Consider the following 21,250-nt stretch of genomic DNA (forward strand, 5'->3'; position numbering starts at 1 on the left):
TTTTATTGCAATTCATTCACAGCAAAAGGCTTTTGTGTCACTTTTATCTGTACTGTTGCCTCAGGTGCTTCCGCCTCTGGCTCTTTCGTTGGAGCGGCTTTGGCTGGTTGAGGGGCTACTGCTGGCTTCACGGTTTTATTTGTTATCGTGGGAGCTGGTTCACTTTTCCCTTGTTGTGATTTTGCAGGGACTACCTTTTGCTGTGCTTTGGCATTTGGCTCATTGGCAAAAGGAGAAATGTGCTGTCCAGCCGGTGCTGGTGCAGCGGGTGCAGGTGTACGTTGGAAGAATTTATTTAAATCATTACTACCAGGTTGGGTAAAATTATTATCTTCTACCGATTCAGCTGTTTCATGATGACCAGCTGCTGTTTCCTCTGAAACTTGAGCTGTCACTTTGCTATGTGTTTGAACACGATTATTATCTTCTAGCGCTTGTTCTTGCTGCGGAGCAACTGTATCGCTAGGACTTGAGTCCGTAGCAAAGAGAAAGAAAATCAATGCTGCAAAGATAATCCCTGAAAGAAATCCGATCAGTAAATAAATTACAGGCGATAAGGTTTTTTTCTTATTACTCTGTAATATGCGTATAGAAGTTGCTCTTTCCTGAGTCATACGTTATCAACTAAGGCAAATGGATGGTGACATGTGCTTCTTCAGCAGGCGCTGAAATCACATTTTGATATGGGTTTAAAGCATTCTGGTTTTGCTTTGATAACATAAACTTGAGTCCAGCAAAGGTGAGTGCTGCAAACATAAGTAAGAAGATCAGTATCCAGAAAAAAGGCAGTTCATGGTGAATAATATGTTTAATCTGATCCGGAATTGCTGCAAACGGAGAGAATGCCGCTTTTTTACCTTTGAGATAATCAATTTCGTCACCAACACGGGCGACAAGATGGTTTAAGCTTTCAACAGATTCCAGTCGATATTTGCCTTGAAAACCGAGTAATAAGCAGTAGTGGAAAACTTCAAGCGAAGCTAAACGCTCTTTACCACGACTACGTAATTGTTCCAATATCTCAAAAAAACGATAACCTGCGAGTTGTGAACCAAATAAGCTCAACTGAAGTGGGCTAATCAGCCAAGTATTTTGCAAGTTAAAGTAGGCTGGATCTTGTTGAGTGGCAATGGTTTCATCAATCAATGCACAAAATGCATATTTCGAATCATGAATATCATCGGCAGAAAATTGCAATCGTTTGGCCTGCTGCTCAAAACGATTTAATAGATCCAGAATTTTTTCACGGAAATCATTTGGGTTCGATGGAATGTAACGGTTACGAAGCAAGAAGACTAAATAAAAACCGTCATGTAATAGATCAATCAAGTTGGTCGCTTGCATTTTATTTTGTGGTTGCTCAGACGTTGGGAAGCCTGAACCAATTTTTCCATCATCGAATAAAGAGGGGATGCCTGTGGGTTGAGTCATTGTTATTCTCTTAACTATTCATTACGGCAATGAGTTCAATACTGATATCTTGGAATCCGGCTGGCACATAGACACAGATAGATTCTGATTCAAGCATCCGTTGATACAATTCGTGATGTGGCTCGATTTCAAAATAGCTCACCCCAGAGCGCACAGGAATTGCAGTTGGGACTTGCATTAAATGATGGAGTGGAACTGCTGGAAGTGCGGCAATAACACGTTGTTCAACATCAATTGTGCTACCCACTTTGAAGCGTAACGGTACAATTTGAATAAGTTCATGCGTTTGCATCATGCTGCTTGAAACCGCGATATAGAGACGGGTATCACGGGTAATTTTGTCAGACTCAAGACTACCAACCCAATATGATGGTCGTGTTTCTTTCAAGGCAATACTGAAATAACGACTTGAAATAATGGTATCTAATAAATCTCTTAGAATCAGATCAAGCTGCTGAAAACTATCTTGTAACTGGTGATGCTTATACTGTGGCAAATGGTCCACATCATACGCGGTCGAGAAGGTCAGTAAAGAACCAGTTAAACGTAATAATTCAGAGAACAAACGCTCAGGGTGAATCAGTGGATATTGGAGTAAATGGTTCAGCCCTGCATATGCCGTGTTTAAAGCATTGATCAGCCAAAATGAAACAATATCCCCTGAACGGAACTCAATCAGTTTCTGTTCATTTTCACGGTTATTACTTTGAATCATCTTAATTTTTGCCTTAATCACGTTCAAAGTACGTTTTAGGTTGTTAATTAAAGATTCTGATGCAGCAATATGCAAAATTGGCGGAATAAACTTATTATCTAATTCAAAATGGCCTGAGCTTTGGCGTTTAATTTTAGCAACAGGAACATATAAGAATCCATCTAGATTTTGGCTAGGTTGAATATGTTGTTCAAGCAACTTAAATTCGGCACGACGACGTAACAGATTTAGATCAGCTGGACTGGCATCGGTAAACAGATCGTGGGTTTCTACCAAGTAGTTATGATAACGGCTAGAAACTGAGCGTGTTTCATCGGCAATGTTTTTCTTATTGGCCTGCAAAATTGGTAGCGCAAGATAAACCGTCATTTCACCTTGCAGATTAAGGTCATCTAACAATAATGGTTCAGGCAACAAGTCTTGGGCAGGCGCATGATAAATTTCACCATCTTGCCAAATGATTTCAATTTCTTCTAAAGCTAAAATATGAGTGGAAAGTTGGATTTCATCAAATTTTAACTTCTGTACCCCATAGGCGTGTGGAATCATTGCTCGAATGGTGTGATTCAAGCGTTGTTCATGATAAGTATCTTGGATCTGGAAATGTTGAGGACGTAAAAATAAGCCTTCACCCCAAAGAATCTTTTCTGCTTTAAACATATTTATTTACCAACAATTATTCGTATTCATTCTTTGGCTGAACACCAAGGGTGTCCTGTAGCATTTGTAAAGGATGCTCATCCTTAATCACCTGAGTTAACCACTCATGCAGTGGCATTTGGCTCCACTTGATGGTTTTTTGCAGCATATAGCTGACAGGGCTATGCGGCTCATTTTTTTGAAAATAAGTGGCAATTTCTTGCAGTACACGCATGGCCTGTTCACGATTTTCAACATGCGATTGTACTTGCGGTTGGAAAGACAGCTGATTTTGAGGTGCAGAAGATTGTGTCGTCACGGGTTGTACCATCGGCGTTGTCGATGTTTCGATTTCTGTAATAACAGCTTGAGTTGCCTGTTCAAACAGATCGGTTTTATAAATCTTTTTCAGCGTGATATGAATGGTATCTAAACCTGAGTCGATTGCCGCAAAACTAGGGGAATCTAAACCAAGCAGACCATCTAATACTTGCTTCAATGTTGCCCATTGTTGCAGGATTTCATTAAAACTTTGATAATTTTGACGCTGAAAACTCTTATCTGTATTTGATATGGCCTGTTCAAATTGCTCTAATTCCGTTGAACCAGTTGAGCCTTCATAGTCATCGCTTTGTTTACGACGAATGTTCTCGTGATAAAGAAAGTTGTCATAGTCGAGTAAATGATAATAAGGCGCATGCTTGATCAAAGAGACTTTTTTGATCAGTAGTGGCAGTTGGTTAATCAAGCCCTGTAATAAGCCAATACGCTGATCTAAATCATCATCTTCAACTTCAGGGTGTAGTGTTAACCAATATTGTTCTAATAAGCGATGGCTAAGTTCCAGACTTTTGGAAATTCCTTCAAAACCATAAAGGTTTGCCCAAGCTTCTGAGAGCCAAGTGAGTAAACGAATATCTTTACTTTTAGACTGCAGTAAATCCATAGATGTTGTTGCGACAAAATCCCAATCAGCCTGTTTCGGTTCTGTAACCCAATCACCCTGATCAAGCAGTACATCATCTTGGGTCTTTGCTTTTTTAATGGCATGGAACTCATTCGAAAATGAGTAATCTTCACCGCATGGTGACTGCTCATTAATTGGCGTTAGTAAAGATAAAATATCCATATGCATCACAAATTTGGCTCAATCTTAAAATTTACACTTCAGCTTTGGTTTTTTTACTTGAACGTTTCTTGGTAACTTTCTCAACTGGATCTAACTGATAGGTAATTTCATCATCTTTGCTATCAATCACAATCAGTTTTGGTAGTTTATGCTCAGCCAAAGCCACTAAAATTTCAGTTGCTAAAGCAGGAAGGACCGTTGAGTTGAGGATGTTATCCACATTTCGTGCACCACTATCCACTTCAGTACAACGACTTAACAGCAATTCGATTAAATCATCAGAATACTGAACCTTGGTTGCATATTGCTTTTCAATACGAGCTACGATTTTCCCAAGCTTATGTTTAATAATGCGAACCAATAACTCATCATGTAGTGGGAAGTAAGGCACAATGCGCATACGGCCAATAAAGGCTGGTTTAAACTGCTTATATAAACTTGGTTTTAAGTGTTCAATTAAATCTTCGGCATGTGGCCACTCTTCCACAGGTTGATTTAAGCAAGCCTGCATAATTGCGCTCGAGCCTGTATTTGAGGTCAGAATGATCGTGGTATTTTTAAAGTCAATCACACGACCTTCGCCATCTTCAAGCATGCCTTTGTCAAAGACTTGATAGAACAATTCTTGTACATCGCTATGTGCTTTCTCAATTTCATCTAACAGCACAACACTATATGGGTTGCGACGGACAGCTTCAGTTAAAACACCACCTTGACCATAGCCAACATAACCAGGAGGTGCGCCTTTCAATGAAGACACTGTGTGTGCTTCCTGATATTCAGACATATTGATCGTGATCAGATGTTGTTCGCCACCATAGAGTTCATTGGCTAAGGCGAGAGCAGTTTCGGTTTTACCGACACCACTTGGACCAATCAATAGGAACACACCTTGAGGTTTATTTGGATCTTCTAATTTTGCTTTAGAGGTTTTAATGCCTTGTACCAATTGGGTTAGGGCATAATCTTGACCCATCACGCGTTCGCCAAGCTTATCTTCCAGACTAAGAATTTGTTTGATTTCATCATTCACCATTTTCCCAACAGGAATACCAGTCCAATCTGAAATGATCTCATTGATGATTTGTGCATTGACACGTTCAAATACTAAAGGGGTTTGACCTTGTAATTGCGCTAAATCCGCTCTTAGTGAAGCGATTTGTGTCTTATTGTCCTGTTCTGTTTGTGCATTTAGTTGCTGGATCTGTTTGACCAGTGCCAGTTCTTGCTGCCATTTAGTTTCAGTGTCTTGGATTTCTTTGTCTAAGTTTGCAAGTTGCTGATTGAGATCATCTAAGCGTTCATGATGGATTGGAAACTGTTGATGTTCGTGGCTAATAATTTGATGTTCTAATTTAAGATTATGTTGTTGTGCTTTGAGTTGATCCAGAATCACAGGTTGTGCATTCTGAGTTAAAGCAACACGAGCAGAAGCTGTATCGAGTACACTCACTGCTTTATCTGGGAGTTGGCGACCACTGATATAGCGATGAGAGGCTTGAACTGCGGTAATAATGGCTTGATCTTCAATATGCAAGTTGAAGTGGCTTTGCATCACCGGAATCATGGCGCGTAACATATCGATTGCCACTTCTTCAGTTGGTTCTTCAACTTTAACCACCTGAAAGCGACGGCTGAGTGCTGCATCTTTTTCAAAGTATTGTTTGTACTCAGCCCAAGTCGTTGCAGCAATGGTCCTTAATTCACCACGTGCTAATGCTGGTTTGAGTAAGTTTGCAGCATCATTTTGTCCAGCTTGTCCACCCGCACCAATCATGGTATGTGCTTCATCAATAAATAGGATGATCGGGTGAGCAGAGGCTTGTACTTCTTGAATCACTTGTTTTAAACGGTTTTCAAACTCACCTTTAACGCTTGCACCAGCTTGTAATAGCCCCATGTCTAAACCATGAAGCTGTACATTTTTGAGTGCTTCAGGCACTAAGCCTTGTGCAATTTTTAAAGCGAGACCTTCTACAACTGCTGTTTTACCTACCCCAGGTTCACCCGTCAAAATCGGATTGTTTTGACGGCGACGCATCAAGATATCGAGCATGAGTCGGATTTCAAACTCGCGACCAATCACAGGGTCGATACCGCCTTGTTTGGCTTTTTCAGTCAAATTGACCGTGTACTGATCAAGGGCAGGTGTTTTTGCTGCAGTAACAGTAGATTCAGTATTTTGTGTTTGTTCTGGGTTAGAAATAGTGTTTTCTGTTTGTGGTTGTTCGCTACTTTTTTCACAAATATCGAGAAACTTATGTTTCATCGTGTCGATTGGAAAACGTTCAAATAAGCTTGATGCTCTAAAAGCAATTTGTTGTAAATCGGGCGCAGTTAACAAAGCAATCAATAAATGACTACTACGTATTAAAGGTGTTTGTTCTGCAGAAGCGAGTAACCATGCTTGTTCAAATAATCGAACGATTGATTTTGCAAAGATTGGTGTGCGGGTATTTCCTTTAGGTAAAGATGCAATGGTTTCTTTTAAATCAGTAATTAAGGCATCTGGAGAGATATTATTTTTTTTTAATAAAATATGTAAATCATTGATGATGTTTTGATTTAATAATTCAACAAATAGATGTTCTATCTCAATTTCATAATTCAATTGGTTAATACAGTAGTTTGCAGACTTTTCTAATGCAGTACGAGTAGGAGCTGATAGTTTTGTAATTAAAACCTTTAAGTTACTCATTTATTACTCACAATAATTTTTAAATACCAAGCTCTATTTACTAAGTTCTAACTTGGTATGGTTGTTTTTGCTAGAAATATTTTTTGAATAAAATCAAAAACTTAACATAACTCTGCTCGAGTATACAGATTATTCTACAACAAAAAATGTCACTTTTAAACAAAAAATGCACCTGAATTAAAATTTTTTTTACACGAATGACTGTCATGAAAATTTAATAATGTTAATAAACGTAACTAGTATTGACTTTGTATGTGTTTTTTTTGTTAAATTCGCGGAAATGATGTAAATGTACAAAAATTGACGAGTAAGAGGGTTTTTTAACAATAATTGTCAGCTCTTCAATTATAAGTTAAATAATGACGAGGCATATTTTGAAAAAAGGTATTGTAATATCAATTCTTTGTATAACAGCAGGTTTAATCGGTAATTCAGCGTATGCTGATGATAAAGAAATAAAACCAATTAAATTAAAAAGTAAATGTCTAAAACAGAATCCGTTGGCAGTAAACCAAACGGATCATGCTTTATTAGACATTTATCAACAGGTTTGTGATAAAGATAATGCTTCGCGTGTAAATGATTTATTGGCTCAAGCAGCAATGCGTATGTATGAGTTAAAGCAACCGTTGAATGCTTTAAAACTTGCGACGCAATTACAAGAGCAAAACGTACGTGGTGCCACTTTAACCGATGTTACTTTTTTGGCGAGTGTTGAGATTGCGAACGGAGCATTACAGCAAATGCGCTCAAGTGAAATGCGCTATTTGAGTAATGAGCTCACTTACCCACCAGCAAAACAACTCAGTGACGGTATTCGTGCAGCTGTACCTGCTCCAGATACCTCAACGAGCAAAGCAATCACCGATGAATCGGTAAAAAAAGAGATCCGAAATACGTCGACCAATAACACAACTCGACGTACAACAAACAGAAAGGTACGTACAACGCAACCGACTCGTAGTACAGTAAATCAGACAACTGCACCTGTTAAACGTCAAACGACGGTAGCACCGACAGTTACGAAACAACCAAGTACTGTTCAAAAGACAGGTTCGAATCCATTCGATTCGTTGAAATAATAATCAAGGGTGAAAAGTTATGGCAAAAAGAGAAAGCGTACAGAAAAAACTGCAACGCATACGTCCCCCTCGTGTACAACTGACATACGATGTTGAAGTTGGTGATGGTAAAGAGTCAAAAGAACTCCCTTTTGTTGTTGGTGTAATGGGGGATTTCTCTGCTGCATCTGAACTAGAAAAAACTAAATTAAAAGACAAAAAATTCATCAACGTTGACTTAGATAACATTGATGAAGTGATGGAATCTTTGGCTCCACGTGCGGCTTTCCAAGTTGAAAACACTTTGACGGAAGAAGGTGGACGTATGTCGGTTGATTTAACTTTTAACTCGATGGAAGACTTCCGTCCCGAGCAAGTGGTTCAACAAGTTGATCCATTGCGTAAGTTGGTTGCAGCACGTGAGCGTTTGACTGATTTACGCAATAAGATTTCGAACAGTGAACGTTTAGAAGACTTGCTAGATGAAGTATTGAAAAATACCGATCAAGTTCGTCAATTGAGTGCGGAGGCTGAAAATGAGTAATTTACAAGCAGCCGCTGCGGCAAGTGTTGAAGCTGAATCAGCAAATTTGTTGGATTCAATTGTTGAGCAAAGTCGTATAGCGCGTAATGATGATGAGCATGTTCGTGCAAAAAGCTTAATTGGTGAATTGGCGAAAGAAGTCATGGCAGGAACCATTACGGTTTCTGAAAATATGACCTTGTCGATTGATAAGCGTATTGCGGAAATTGATGCACTAATTTCAAATCAATTGAGTGAAATTATGCACCATGAACAATTCCAAACAATCGAATCGACATGGCGCGGTCTTTATTATTTCTGTCAAGAAACGCCATCTAACTCAATGATTAAAATTCGTATGTTGAATACGACTAAAAAAGAGTTGGTAAAAGACTTCCAAGGCGCAACCGATTTTGATCAAAGCACCTTGTTTAAAAAGATTTATGAAGAAGAATATGGCTCATTTGGTGGCGCACCTTATGCAGCGTTGATTGGTGATTTCGAGTTTGATCGTACACCGTCAGATATGTATTTATTGGAACAGATCTCTCATGTTGCTGCAGCAGCACATGCACCATTTGTTTCAGCAGCAAGTCCAAGCATTTTAGGTCTTGAATCTTTTACAGATATTGATCGTCCACGTGATGTTTCAAAGATTTTCGAAACAGCTGAATACGTGCAATGGCGTTCTTTCCGTGACAGCGAAGACTCTCGTTATGTTGCCTTGACTATGCCGCATGTTTTAGGTCGTTTGCCATACCATCCAAAAGAGGGTACTGCGACTGAAGGCTTTAATTTCGTTGAAGATGTTTCTGGTGAAAACCACGATGATTATTTGTGGATGAATGCCGCGTATGCCTTTGGAACACGTTTAACCAACGCATTTGATATGCATGGTTGGTGTGCTGCGATTCGTGGGGTTGAGGGCGGTGGTTTAGTTGAAGGCTTACCGGTTCACACCTTTAAAACTTCAGATGGTGAAGTTGTATTTAAGTGCCCAACTGAAATTGCAATTACTGACCGTCGTGAAAAAGAACTCAGCGATCTTGGTTTTATCCCATTAGTTCATTGTAAAAATACTGATTATGCAGCTTTCTTTGGTGCGCAATCTGCACAAAAACCAAAGAAATATGACAGTGATACGGCGAATGCAAACTCTGCACTTTCAAGCCAAATCCAATACATCATGGCGGTATCGCGCATTGCACATTACTTAAAAGCAATGATGCGTGACAAAGTGGGAAGTTTTGCATCTGCAGGTAATGTTGAAGCCTTTTTAAATGAATGGCTCTCTCAATACGTCTTGCTAGATGATGGTGCATCTCAAGAAGCAAAAGCACAATATCCGCTTCGCGAGGCATCTGTAAAAGTTGTAGAAGATCCAGCTCAACCGGGTCACTACAAGTCTGTGGTTTTCTTAAGACCACATTTCCAGCTGGATGAGTTGTCTGTTTCTTTACGACTCGTGACTGAACTACCTCAGTCCTCAAATTAATAATGAGATCAGCTAGATAATAACTTTAAATAAAATAGAGGTAATTTTTAAATGAAAGATATATATGTTGAGTTTCGTGGTAAGTACAAGGTAGACGGAGAATCTCGCGATTCTGAACACAAAGGTTGGCTTGAAGTTAATTCTTGGTCACATAACATTCGTCAACCTAAATCTGCGACTTCAAGTAGCGTTGGTGGTCATACCGCTGAACGTGTTGAACACTCAGACATGATCTTCGTTAAAGATTTGGATGCAACTAGTCCTAAACTTTGGGAAGCTTGTTCTGCGGGTTATACATTTGACGAAGTACAAATCGATTATTACCGTGCAAATGGTGACAAGCGTATCAAGTACTTACAAATCAAATTGAAACACGTTCTTGTTTCTAGCGTAACACCAACTGTAAATGAAGAAGGTGTTCCGACAGAAACATTTGGTTTGAAATACGCTGCTGTTGAGTGGACTTATAACCAACAAGACATTAACGGTACTGCGAAAGGTGCTGTTACTAAGAAATGGTCACTTTCTAACAACACAGCTTCATACGCTGCGTAATAGAAATTGTGATTTTCTAATAGAGGTTAATAGTTGCCTATTAGCCTCTATTTTTCCAAGATTTTGTTCTTATAAAAATGAATTTAGATCATCTATATCCATATGGATTCAGATCAACATTATTTGATCGTTTAGTACCTGAGCAAGAAGATTATTTAAGAGGGATGTCTATTCAACAATTGCGAGAGTCAGTTGCTCGTGATTTGGAAGACTTGCTGAATAGTCGAATTGCACAGTTTGACCGAGATATGGATGAATTTCCATTGGCAAAAAAATCGATTTTGCAGTTTGGGATTATTGATTTTGTCGGCTTATCTACAGCCAATCCGCTCGATCGAGACAAGATTTGCCAATCGATTGAACAGTCTATTGCAGCACATGAACCAAGATTAAGACAGATCAAAGTTGAGATGCTCTTGGATGGTCATAATATGGGATCACTTTGTTTAAGTATTCAGGCCTACTTAAATATTCATCCACTCTATGAACCTGTTTTTTTTGACGCTTTACTCAAACCAACAACACAACAATATGTTATTTCTGCCAGAACTTAGTGTGAGCGAACTGTGATAGAGCAACTTTTACCGTATTATGAAAAACAACTACAAGAATTCGGTCAACAATCTCGAGAGTTTGCGCAGAAATACCCGAAGATTGCGCAACGCTTATCTTTAAATCAAGAACAAATTGATGACCCGCATATTGAACGGTTAATTCAAGCCTTTTCACTGATTGCTGCACGTATCGATAAAAAATTAGCAGATAGTTATGATCTGTTTACTCATTCTCTCTTTGAGGTGATGTTTCCTCAATACTTACGTCATTTCCCAGCGTGTACTGTGGTCAGTTTTGAAGATATTAATAAACTCAAACAACTTAGCGCTGCACATATTATTCCTCAGAATACCGCATTGAAATCTCGTAGTTTTAAAGGCGTGCAATGTGAGTTTAATACCAGTAATGAAGTTCGATTATTGCCGATTACATTAAGCAATTTAGAGTTTCAAACTTCACCAAGTACGCATATGCATTTGAATCAGAATGCGACCTTGAGCCTGAAATTTGAAATTTTTAATGATGCTCAACAATGGATTCTGGACGAAAAATTACCGATCTATTTAGATGCAATTTCAAATTTTCCATTGCAAGTTTTGGACAGTATTTTCCGTAAAGAAACGGGATTTTCGATTCGCGTCGGGCAACGTGTAGTTGAAATTGCCAATCCATTTGCTGTGATGGGGTTTAGTGAGCAGGAAAGCTTATTGCCGATTGATCAACATACCCATCATGCTTACCGTTTGTTGATGGAATACTTTTGTTTTCCAGAGAAGTTCAACTACTTGAACTTTGACCTAAGTGTTCTAAAAGGCTTGTTACAACAACAGAATAATTTTGAAGTCTTGATACATCTCAAACTTAATTTGAATGACCAAGCAATTGTGCGTAATTACTCAGAACTGAATATTGCCAACTTTAAATTATTTACCACACCTGCAATTAATCTGTTTGAAAAGCAGGCAGAGCCACAAAAGATCTCACATACGCAACTGCAATATCCATTAATTACTGATGCGCATCATCCTGAGCTGTATCAAGTTTATTCAATTATTGAAATGAATATGGTGCGGGAGAAAACCAATCAGGAACAAACTCATCTTCCTGTTTTACCTTTTTTCGCAATGAGCCACTATCACAATGATAAGGTCCAATTTTTCTATTCTTTAAATTATTCACCGACACAAACCAAAAACATGCAGATGGGCTATTCAATTGTTTCTAAGCATTTGAAGCCCTATGAAATTAAGTCCGATTTTATTAGTACCAAATTACTTTGCTCAAACGGTGATTTACCACATGAAGCGTTAAGTCAGAGCAACAACATTCTCAATTTGAATGATAGTAGTTTGGCAAGACGTGCTTTGATCTTAAAGCGCCCGACATCGCCTTATCATTTTGATAAAAACAGCAATGAGCAATGGCGCATTATTTCTCATCTTTCACTCAATACCTTGGCACTGATGAAAGGGGATGCACTGAGTCATGTAAAAGAACTGTTGGCTTTATATAACTTGCCACATTCCAAAGAAAATATTTTATTGATTGACGCTTTGAAGCTGCTGAATTTCTCAACCACCAATAAGCTGATGAATGCGAAGCCTTTTCCTATGTTTATTCGTGGTGTTAAAGCGGAATTAACGGTCAATAAGAGTGTATTTAGAGGGCACAGCTTATATATTTTTAGTCAGTTATTAAGTCACATTTTTAATCTGAAAGTTCAAATTAATAGTTTTGTTGATGTGGTTGTAAAAGACAGTCTTAACCAACAGGAGATATACCAATGCGTGCAGAACGTTGGTGGCAAGACTCTTCTGTAGTCGATCAAGTTTTTAAAAAATCAGGCTCGTTTGAGTTTATTCAATCGACACGTTTGTTGCGCCATCAAGCAGAAGTAACGCAGCAACAGGATTGGTCTGACGATTTTAAATTTGGCACGTCCTTTAGTTTAAGTTTCCCCGCGACCGAGATTGAAGAACTGAACTATCAAGATCAGCGGATTCATTTGACCAATTTGGTTGTGGGTTTAACAGGTACACAAGGTGCGCTTCCTTATACCTATACCAATAAATTAAAACAAAGTACACGTCAGCAAAGACTTGAGATTAAAGAATTTTTAGGCCTATTTAATCATAAGCTCACGGCTAAATATGTCGACGCCAGTTTGACTTATAACCTCGCTGTGCGTTATGAAATTGAGCAAGACAATCATTACCTAGATATTTTGCATGCCTTAAATGGCTATGTTCGTGCACAGCATCAACAGCATGATCTAGACGAATATTTTGCAGAATTTTCTGGTTTGATGCAGGGACAAAACAACACCGCACATGCGTTAAAGACTGTTTTGTCTTGTGTGTTCAATGAACAGGTGCATATTCAGGAATTCATCAAAGAAAAATTTAAACTGGGTGATGAACAAAAAACCAGTTTGGGTGGAAATAACCCGAGTTTACTTGGGGTGAATACCTTTTGTGGGGATACGGTTCAGCAAATTGATGGAAAAATCGAAATTCAAATCGGACCGTTGTGTCGTGAGCAGTATTTAGCTTTTTTACCTGATCAGCCTTTAAATAAAAAGTTAAAGCATTTAATCCAAACCTGGTGCAGTCCAACGCTATTTATTGATGTACGTTTAATTTTAGATAAGAGTGAAGTAGCTCCAATTCGCTTGGACTCAGGACATGAAGTCGGTTTGGGGCAGGGTGCATTTTTAATGCCATCGGCACAACTTCAGCAACATAACAGTGAAACTCGTTATGCACTTTTAGGAGCAGCATAATGATAAAGAAAATTTTAGCGACCTTAATCAGCTGTTTTATTTTGGTTGGATTGATTGTTATCTATTATTGGCGTGATATTCAATATCAGCCAGAATCTGCCGATTTAATTAATTATTTCCTGATCTTGCCCGTCGTAATTACCTTGGTGTTACTGTCACCTTGGCTGATCTATAAAGCGTATCAACATCATAAAGAGAAAAAACAACAAGCATTACTGGCTGAACAAAATCAGGAAGATGGATCGATTGAAGCTCAACCAATTGCTCAGGAGAGTAAATGGTTAAAGTTAAATTTATATGCAGCGAGTGCCTATAGTGCTTTAGGTGAAAATGACTCAATTATAGAGGGCATTAAGCAGTTCAGTAGTCCGAAGTTAGATCAAAATCTAGTTAATTTTCACGGGATACCAATTTTATCTTATCGAATTGCAGAATTAGATCAGCAGCTCAATGACGATGATGGAGAGTTACAGTTCTCGTCGATTCGACAACAGCGCATTATGGCATTAATTCAGCATCAACTTGAGCAGCATACTGAACTTTTAGTTTCGATTTCAGAGCATTTAAAGCGCTCGAGTCTATTTTATGAAAGTCAAAATTTGTACGAATATCGGATGCACCCTGCATGGATTGATCCAACGTTATCAACAACGGGAGATGAAGACGGTGGGACGATTCAGGTTGAGCAAGTTTATCGTTTAGATAAATTAAATCTACATATTCTGCTATCTGAAGATGTGGTGCACACATGGAACGATACGAGTAGTAATGAAGCGCTCCAAAGCATTTTTTATGATTTAGGTATCATCCCGCAAAAGTTCCATATTGAATATCATTATCTCAGTGCTGCATCGACAGAGCAGCATTTGGTTGAGTTATTTGAACGAATTCAAAATCAACCGCATGAAATTTCATTGCTACTTGCTGGTGACTCGGAAATTGACCAAGACATTATCGATGAAAAGTCTTGGGGAGCCAGTGCTTATATTCCTGCTGAATTTATTAACAGTAGCTGCTTAGCGCATCCTGATGTTCAACTGGAGCAATTGCAGCCTGAAAAGACCTTTAATCTGGTATTAAATCAAAATAATTTAATTCAGATATTCCAAGAATTAAAGATTGCGGACTTACCACAATATCAAGCGGAAGAGCCTTTTGTCTTGGTAGTTGAGGATGGTTCCGACATTAAAGTTGTAAAAAAACTGGAACAGTTTTTCACCAAAAGTCCAGTAGAGCCACACCATTATTTGTATTGCAAACCTGCCTTTGGGCACACCCAAAATGTCGCAAAACTTTGTGGATTGATGCTAGGGGCGCATCTCTCAGAGCAGCAAGTTGCCTTTATTTATGGACAAAATTTACAAGCATTTATTCAAGCTTTTCCTGAGATCGAACCAGATCAGGACAGCGTAGCACTTGCTAATTGATTAACTTTATTAAGAATTCGAGAACTCAATGTATATCATTTTAGGTTATCTTTGGCAGTACATTACGAATCCTAAAGCAATTATTGCTTTGTCTTTATTCGTAGCACTGATTTCTTCATATTCGTCCATTCCACGTCATATCTTTTGGGCTCTGGCAGCAACATATGCTTTGGGTTTAATCGTTTATGGCATTTATTGGCTGATTCAAAGAAAGCGCCATGCAGAACAAGGTGAAGAACTTGCCAATGCCATTGAGCAAGACAGCCAAGCTGAGTATGGTCAACACAAAGATAAAGCTGAATTACAGTTAATCCAGCAACAGATGAAAGAATCGATTCAACTGATTCGTAAATCTAAATTGGGAGATAAAAAAGGCAATGCGGCCTTATACGAATTACCTTGGTATATGGTGATTGGTAATCCGGCAGCTGGAAAGAGTTCTGCAATTTATAATTCTGGTTTGAAGTTCCCGTTTGAAGAAACCCATCAAAAGATGGTTTCAGCGGGTTTAAGTGGTACACGTAACTGTGATTGGTTCTTTTCTACAGAAGGGATTTTACTAGATACCGCAGGTCGCTATTCAGTTTATTCTGAAGATCATTCGGAATGGTTGGGTTTTTTAAATATCCTAAAGAAAAACCGTTCTAAAGCACCAGTGAATGGCTTGGTGCTGATTGTCAGTATTGCCGAATTGATTAGCCAGAGTCCTGAGAACTCAATAAAATTAGCCAAAAATCTACGTGCTCGAATTCAAGACTTAACTGAAAAGCTTGAGGTTGTGGTTCCTGTTTATTTGGTCTTTTCTAAAATGGACTTGATTGCAGGTTTTACTGAGTTTTTTGATTGCTATGAGTCGCAAGAATATAATCAGGCGTGGGGTGCAACCTTACCTTATGAGCAGAACTCATCTCAGAATGCAGTGGAATTATTCGAAAAACATTACAGCATTCTTTATGACGGTTTAAAGAGTGTCAGTACCACGCATTTAAGTCGCCGCCATTCGCAAAATATTTCTCCGAGTGTCATGACTTTCCCACTGGAATTTAAAACACTCAAACCAGCATTAAAAAGTTTTGTCGGTACTTTATTTGAAGATAATCCATACCAGTTCCAACCTATTTTCCGTGGTTTCTATTTTACCAGTGCTTTGCAAGAGGGTGTGATTGAAAGTCCAATGACAGAAAACATTGCCCAAGAATTTCAACTCCAGCAAATTCAAGGTAATGGACAAGATGGCACTGCACAATCCATTGCACCCAATCATGGTTATTTCTTACAAGGTCTATTCTCCAATGTGATTTTGCGAGATAAAGATCTGGTCAAGCAGCATATTAATCCTGCGAAAAAACGTCAGCGTTATATCGCTTTTATTGCCGCTTTGGTTGGCGTTTCTTTGGTACTCGGTGTATGGGTTTGGTCATATCGTAACAACCAACAATTGATTGCGGATGTTCAGGCTGACTTAGATAAAGTGGTGCACTTGGAAAAATCTTCAGGTCAACAATTATCAACTCAACTTGAAGCCTTATTAATTCTGCAAGAACGTTTACAACAGCTGGATGAGTTTGATGAAAATCGTCCATTAAAATTCAGTTTTGGTCTCTACCAAGGCAATCAATTACGTGAAAGCTTAAAAGCAGAATACCTCAAAGGCATTAAGCAGATTGTCTTGACCCCAACACAACAAAATATTGCGCAATATCTACAACGGGTCAAAAATAATGAAGCAACTTTAAAAGCTAATCATGTCAATGTAGAGATCAAGCAAGTTGCCAAGACTCAGCAATATTTAGAACCGTCAGATGCGAATCCACAAGATGCTTATAACGCACTGAAAGCGTACTTGATGATGAGTAATCATGAATATATGGATACCAGTCATTTAAGTGATCAAGTTTCACGTTTCTGGCGTTCTTGGTTAGATGCCAATCGTGGACAAATGCCGCGTGGTGAAATGATTCAGGATGCAGAGAAGATTCTTTCTTATGCCATGACTTTGGCGAATCAAGAAGGTTTCCCTGTATTAGAAACTGATGCACAAGTGGTTGATCAAACCCGCCAAGTTTTACTGTCTGTAATTCGTGGTATGCCTGCGCGTGATCGTGTGTATAACGAAATTAAGATGCGTGCAGCAGTACGCTTCCCTGCGGTAACGGTAGGACAAATTGTGGGTGAACAAAACCGCAGTATTGTTCTTGGTAGTTATGCTTTACCAGGCGTGTTTACACAAAAGGCTTGGGATGAGTATGTAGAGAAAGCGATTGAAGAAGCAGCAAATAAACCAACGGACAGTAAAGATTGGGTGCTGAATAGCCGTCAATCTGATGACCTTACTTTCTCGGGTAGCCCTGAACAGATCCGTAAGCAGTTGGTGGCGCTGTATAAGCAAGAATATGTAGCAGAATGGAAAAAGTTCCTGAATGGTATTTATTATGCCAAAGCGGATCAGTTTGCTCAGCAAGTGAAAAGTATCGATGTTTTGGGCGAGCCGCAAAACTCACCAATTCGTACTTTATTACAACGCATTGCGATCGAAACCAACTGGGATAATCCAATTGTACAGGCTGAACTTGCAGTACCTGAGAAAGGTTTTGTGGCATGGTTCAAACGTAAAGTCTTGAATAATTCAGATGACAAAGCAGCAGCTCAGGCGGTGAATAAGGCACAAGGTGCAATTTCACAAGAATATCAAATGTTCTATCAGTTGGTGCGTAAGCGTGATGATTTACAAGATAAGTCATTATTCGATGAGTACATGAACAATCTTGCGCAAGTGCGTAGTAAGTTCAATGATCTGAAAACAGCGGGTGAGATTGGTCCAAGTGCGATGGCCTTGGTGAAACAAACCATTAATGATCAAACCTCTGTGTTTAACCTTACACAGAAATATGTTGATGAAAAAATGATGGTGGGTCTCAAGGATACAGATCAACAGGTATTACAAAAACTGTTGATGACACCATTAACTCAATCTTTTGCAAGCTTGATTGTACCAACCCAAGATGAGTTGAATAAGTTGTGGGGAATCCAAGCTTATCAACCATTTAAAACCAATTTAAGTCAAAAATATCCATTTAATTCGAGTGTGACTTTACAGGCAACCAGTAGTGAAATTGGTCAAATCTTCGGCGAGACTGGTAGCATTGCACGCTTTGTAAAAGAAGCTTTAGATCCATTTGTGATCCGTCGTGGTTATGTCTTGACTTCGAAGACGTGGAAAGACTTAGGTATTAGTTTAAATCCACAATTTGTGATGGCGTTCCAGCAATATGTAGCACCAATCAATGGTATGGCGACAGGCAGCCTAGATCAACCTGCGGCTGCACCTGTATCCAATCAATCGAACTTCCAGTTCTACCCATTACCGAATCCACAGTACTTGTCATACACCATTGATATTGATGGTCAACGTATGGTGTTTGAAAATGGGATTCAGCAATGGGTGAACTTTGTATGGCCGAACCAAGGTGCTATTCCGGGTGCGCGTATTACCGCAGTGGACTTGGAAGGTAAAACTCATACGATTTTTGAAGAACCAGGTGAGTATGGTATCAACCGTTTAATCGATGCAGCACAACGCAAAGAACAAAATGGTAGCTTTGAAATGACATGGACCAGCAAAACTGAACCATCTTTAGCATTGAAAGTGAATTTCAGATTAATCAGTGGCAATAGCTCTGGCAGTATTGGTTCAAGCCGTGGTTATTCAGGTTTACAGTTGGTGGATAAAGTGGTGACTGAGAAGGCGGTACGTGTAGTATCTGCTCAAGCAATGCCTGCGGGTACGGCAGCTACAGCACCTCAGCCACAGCCAACAGCACCAGCTCAAGGAGCAACACCGTAATGTTAGGGATAATCACGGAACAGCAGGAGGGGCTTGGATGCAGCAAGTAAAAACGACACCTTTGTATTATGGAAAGACACCCGCACGTGGTGACTTTCTAAAATCGAAAGGGCAGTATGCATTAATTCAGGTACTTGATCAGTGGATTACAGAAGCACTTGAGCATGCCATGCGTGCGCCAGATTTTAAGCAGCGTTATGAATCCTTACCTGCATTGGATTTCTTTATTGCCAACCCTGCTGAGCCGATGTTTTTGGCAGCAAATTTGATTGCCAGTCAAGACAGCTCTGGCCGAGCGTTTCCGATGGTACTCAGTCAATTACTTGAAGTTGAACAACCTTTTCAAAATCTGTTATTGGCGCCGTATTACTACAAGTCGGTTTTGGTTGATTTATTCCAACGCAATCGGGTACTTCGTAGTATTCGTGATACCAATATCATGTTGGAGAAGTTGAATAATCTACCGAATGTTGTGCAACTATTCACTGCAACAGAATGTAATGGCTTCTATGAAGGCCATACCATGCACTCATTTGCACAATTGATGAAAATCAATGTTTATGAACTTGCGCAAAGTATGATTGGTCTAGGCCTGTTACTTCAACCAATCTTAAAAAATGGTACCAGCCGTTTAAATAAAGTGCTGATTCTACCTATCAATAATCACATGTATTGTTATGAAATCGCGGCTTTCTGGGTCGGTATGATCGGTCGTTTTTTAGGTATTAACAATACTGAAATTCTAATTGGTATTTTACATCGTGAAGAACCAATTTTATTTATTGGTTTCCAAGGTGCCGATATTATGGCACTCAGCGATATTTTCACCCAAAACATGCAGAGCGAGCATTGGGTATCATTGATCCAGGCACAATGGATTGATGCTTATCTTGAACAGAATGCGGGTCTTGCCACACTCGAACAATCACTTTGTCAGCGTCAATTGAGCCTAAATCAAGGTTTAAAGCTGTTTAGACAAACTTTTTTAGATGAATGAATATGAGAAATAATCCGAAATCTATATGGGCGAGTTTATTGTTTGGCTTATGCATTTTAGGTCAAAGTCATCTTGCCAGCGCTGCACCGATCGTGGTGGAAGGTGTTGTTCCAAATGATGCGAGTAAGCAGGCAATCTTGGCCAAGATGCAGTCTGTCTATGGTGCAGACCAAGTGGTCGATAAAATTCAGGTTCGCCCAGTTTCAGCTCCGAATGGCTGGAGTGATTCTGTGACTCGTGTCATTACTCCAGATCTGAAAAAGATTTCACAAGGTCAGTTAAAGGTGAGAGGAACTCAGGTCGATTTAACTGGGAAAATGACTGATCCAAGCCAAATTCAACCGACTACAACTAGTTTTCAATCTTTAGTGCAACAGCCTTATCGCTTTAACGCACAGCTTTCAGTAAATCAGGCTGAGCAGAAAATTATTGACGATGCTTTGAAGAACCGAATCATTGAGTTTGAATCAGGTAGTGCCATTCTGACTGTGGCAGGACAGCAGATTCTGGATGAAATGGCAGTAGCTTTAAATAAGGTTGGCGGCAAGAAAGTCAAAATTATTGGGCATACCGATAGCTCTGGGGATGCCAATAAGAATACGGTGTTAAGTCAGCAACGTGCTGCAGCGGTACAAAATTACCTAGTCAGTAAAAGTATTGCGGCTGATCGCTTAAGTACCGAAGGTAAAGGTTCCAGTCAACCTGTTGCAGATAATACAACGGCAGATGGACGTAAGAAAAATCGTCGAATTGAGTTTGAAGTGCTTTAATTATTTTGGCACTTTTAGCGGAGGGATTAGATTATGGCAACACCCTATATTGTTGTTGGTTGTCCTACCACAGGCGGTGGTCAGGTGATTACTGGAAATAGTAGCTTTCTAATTGAAGGAATTCCGATTGCTTGTGTAGGAGATAAGGCAACTTGTCCAAAACATAAAACTGTGGCGACGATCGTCGCTGGCGATCCGAATATGCAAGTCATGGGTAAAGCTGCGGCAAGAGTGAATGACTCACTCTCTTGTGGTTGTAAGTTGTTGCCTAAGCAGAATCTAGCAGTTAGAGGTTAAGGCATGATTTAAGCCTTCAAATGTAGTCAAAGCTTAAAAAAGCATTTGGCACATCTTTTGCTAAAATGAGGAAAGGGCAGCGATCTAAGCTAGCTTTAGAAATAGACAAAGGCGTCTATTCAGCATCATTCAGTTGGTGTTTGGATAGACGCCTTTTTATTTTGGGCAGCAAAATACGGCTAATCGCTATATTTTTTGGTAAATAATGATTGAGTGAATGTTTGATCTGGATGATGTGATCTATCGCTCATATTGGGATTTATATGGTGATGCACTAAATTGGTGTGAAATTGTTTTTTTGCACCAAAAGGTAATGGTCTTGGTACATATCG

Annotated in this window: 17 protein-coding genes; 12 read left to right on the forward strand and 5 right to left on the reverse strand. The window is 39.3% G+C overall.

The features are described from left to right. Positions 1-2: 2 nt before the first annotated feature. Genes NDN11_RS05545 through tssH form a run of 5 tightly spaced genes read right to left on the reverse strand, consistent with a single transcriptional unit; the run spans position 3 to position 6,612 of the window. Positions 3-614: a hypothetical protein gene (locus NDN11_RS05545; protein WP_251111023.1), complete on the reverse strand. Its 612-nt coding sequence runs from the start codon at positions 612-614 to the stop codon at positions 3-5. A gap of 10 nt (positions 615-624) precedes the next feature. Beyond that, positions 625-1,431 carry a type IVB secretion system protein IcmH/DotU gene (gene icmH, locus NDN11_RS05550; protein WP_251111024.1) on the reverse strand — a complete coding sequence of 269 codons (807 nt, stop codon included), beginning with the start codon at positions 1,429-1,431 and terminating at the stop codon, positions 625-627. Between the two features lie 10 nt (positions 1,432-1,441). Further along, positions 1,442-2,806, reverse strand: a complete 1,365-nt coding sequence (gene tssK / locus NDN11_RS05555; protein ID WP_251111025.1) for a type VI secretion system baseplate subunit TssK — start codon at positions 2,804-2,806, stop codon at positions 1,442-1,444. A 16-nt stretch (positions 2,807-2,822) separates the two neighbouring features. Beyond that, complete coding sequence (gene tssA, locus NDN11_RS05560) at positions 2,823-3,920, reverse strand: type VI secretion system protein TssA (protein ID WP_167248160.1); 1,098 nt, start codon at positions 3,918-3,920, stop codon at positions 2,823-2,825. A gap of 25 nt (positions 3,921-3,945) precedes the next feature. Beyond that, positions 3,946-6,612: a type VI secretion system ATPase TssH gene (gene tssH, locus NDN11_RS05565; RefSeq protein ID WP_251111026.1), complete on the reverse strand. Its 2,667-nt coding sequence runs from the start codon at positions 6,610-6,612 to the stop codon at positions 3,946-3,948. A 374-nt stretch (positions 6,613-6,986) separates the two neighbouring features. Here tssH and NDN11_RS05570 point away from each other — a divergent pair, with 374 nt between their 5' ends. The 12 genes from NDN11_RS05570 (at position 6,987) to NDN11_RS05625 (ending at position 20,918) form a co-directional block, all read left to right on the forward strand. Next, positions 6,987-7,694, forward strand: a complete 708-nt coding sequence (locus tag NDN11_RS05570) for a hypothetical protein (protein WP_167248162.1) — start codon at positions 6,987-6,989, stop codon at positions 7,692-7,694. 19 nt (positions 7,695-7,713) lie between these two features. Next, a complete protein-coding gene (tssB, locus tag NDN11_RS05575) occupies positions 7,714-8,217 on the forward strand; it encodes a type VI secretion system contractile sheath small subunit (protein WP_004805522.1) in 504 nt (167 codons plus the stop codon). Next, complete coding sequence (tssC, locus tag NDN11_RS05580; RefSeq protein ID WP_004805523.1) at positions 8,210-9,691, forward strand: type VI secretion system contractile sheath large subunit; 1,482 nt, start codon at positions 8,210-8,212, stop codon at positions 9,689-9,691. Before tssB ends, tssC begins: the two co-directional genes overlap by 8 nt. Before the next feature lie 51 nt (positions 9,692-9,742). After that, the gene (locus NDN11_RS05585) at positions 9,743-10,246 is read left to right on the forward strand and encodes an Hcp family type VI secretion system effector (RefSeq protein ID WP_004654761.1); all 504 of its coding nucleotides are present in this window, start codon (positions 9,743-9,745) and stop codon (positions 10,244-10,246) included. Between the two features lie 77 nt (positions 10,247-10,323). Beyond that, positions 10,324-10,800, forward strand: a complete 477-nt coding sequence (gene tssE, locus NDN11_RS05590; protein WP_004654759.1) for a type VI secretion system baseplate subunit TssE — start codon at positions 10,324-10,326, stop codon at positions 10,798-10,800. Positions 10,801-10,812: 12 nt separating this feature from the next. Continuing rightward, positions 10,813-12,621, forward strand: a complete 1,809-nt coding sequence (gene tssF, locus NDN11_RS05595; RefSeq protein WP_167248163.1) for a type VI secretion system baseplate subunit TssF — start codon at positions 10,813-10,815, stop codon at positions 12,619-12,621. Beyond that, positions 12,585-13,583, forward strand: coding sequence for a type VI secretion system baseplate subunit TssG (tssG, locus tag NDN11_RS05600; RefSeq protein WP_167248164.1), 999 nt, complete (start codon positions 12,585-12,587; stop codon positions 13,581-13,583). The genes tssF and tssG overlap by 37 nt, the downstream gene beginning before the upstream one ends. Beyond that, on the forward strand, positions 13,583-15,010 hold the full coding sequence (locus NDN11_RS05605; protein WP_167248165.1) for a hypothetical protein: 1,428 nt from the start codon (positions 13,583-13,585) through the stop codon (positions 15,008-15,010). The genes tssG and NDN11_RS05605 overlap by 1 nt, the downstream gene beginning before the upstream one ends. A 28-nt stretch (positions 15,011-15,038) precedes the next feature. Then, positions 15,039-18,854 (forward strand): type VI secretion system membrane subunit TssM, encoded by a 3,816-nt coding sequence (tssM, locus tag NDN11_RS05610; protein WP_251111027.1) that lies wholly within the window; start codon positions 15,039-15,041, stop codon positions 18,852-18,854. Between the two features lie 37 nt (positions 18,855-18,891). Further along, positions 18,892-19,851, forward strand: coding sequence for a type VI secretion system-associated protein TagF (tagF, locus tag NDN11_RS05615; protein ID WP_167248167.1), 960 nt, complete (start codon positions 18,892-18,894; stop codon positions 19,849-19,851). Next, a complete protein-coding gene (locus tag NDN11_RS05620) occupies positions 19,848-20,621 on the forward strand; it encodes an OmpA family protein (protein WP_251111028.1) in 774 nt (257 codons plus the stop codon). Before tagF ends, NDN11_RS05620 begins: the two co-directional genes overlap by 4 nt. A 33-nt stretch (positions 20,622-20,654) precedes the next feature. After that, positions 20,655-20,918 carry a PAAR domain-containing protein gene (locus NDN11_RS05625; protein ID WP_167248169.1) on the forward strand — a complete coding sequence of 88 codons (264 nt, stop codon included), beginning with the start codon at positions 20,655-20,657 and terminating at the stop codon, positions 20,916-20,918. Positions 20,919-21,250: the final 332 nt, after the last annotated feature.

Origin of the sequence: Acinetobacter sp. C26M, assembly GCF_023702675.1 — a bacterium.
GTDB lineage: Bacteria > Pseudomonadota > Gammaproteobacteria > Pseudomonadales > Moraxellaceae > Acinetobacter.

Coding starts and splice junctions, on each gene's coding strand:
- NDN11_RS05545 (WP_251111023.1), bottom strand. CDS start 614: ATGACTCAGGAAAGAGCAACTTCTATACGCATATTACAGAGTAATAAG.
- icmH (WP_251111024.1), bottom strand. CDS start 1,431: ATGACTCAACCCACAGGCATCCCCTCTTTATTCGATGATGGAAAAATT.
- tssK (WP_251111025.1), bottom strand. CDS start 2,806: ATGTTTAAAGCAGAAAAGATTCTTTGGGGTGAAGGCTTATTTTTACGT.
- tssA (WP_167248160.1), bottom strand. CDS start 3,920: ATGCATATGGATATTTTATCTTTACTAACGCCAATTAATGAGCAGTCA.
- tssH (WP_251111026.1), bottom strand. CDS start 6,612: ATGAGTAACTTAAAGGTTTTAATTACAAAACTATCAGCTCCTACTCGT.
- tssB (WP_004805522.1), top strand. CDS start 7,714: ATGGCAAAAAGAGAAAGCGTACAGAAAAAACTGCAACGCATACGTCCC.
- tssC (WP_004805523.1), top strand. CDS start 8,210: ATGAGTAATTTACAAGCAGCCGCTGCGGCAAGTGTTGAAGCTGAATCA.
- NDN11_RS05585 (WP_004654761.1), top strand. CDS start 9,743: ATGAAAGATATATATGTTGAGTTTCGTGGTAAGTACAAGGTAGACGGA.
- tssE (WP_004654759.1), top strand. CDS start 10,324: ATGAATTTAGATCATCTATATCCATATGGATTCAGATCAACATTATTT.
- tssG (WP_167248164.1), top strand. CDS start 12,585: ATGCGTGCAGAACGTTGGTGGCAAGACTCTTCTGTAGTCGATCAAGTT.
- NDN11_RS05605 (WP_167248165.1), top strand. CDS start 13,583: ATGATAAAGAAAATTTTAGCGACCTTAATCAGCTGTTTTATTTTGGTT.
- tssM (WP_251111027.1), top strand. CDS start 15,039: ATGTATATCATTTTAGGTTATCTTTGGCAGTACATTACGAATCCTAAA.
- tagF (WP_167248167.1), top strand. CDS start 18,892: ATGCAGCAAGTAAAAACGACACCTTTGTATTATGGAAAGACACCCGCA.
- NDN11_RS05620 (WP_251111028.1), top strand. CDS start 19,848: ATGAATATGAGAAATAATCCGAAATCTATATGGGCGAGTTTATTGTTT.
- NDN11_RS05625 (WP_167248169.1), top strand. CDS start 20,655: ATGGCAACACCCTATATTGTTGTTGGTTGTCCTACCACAGGCGGTGGT.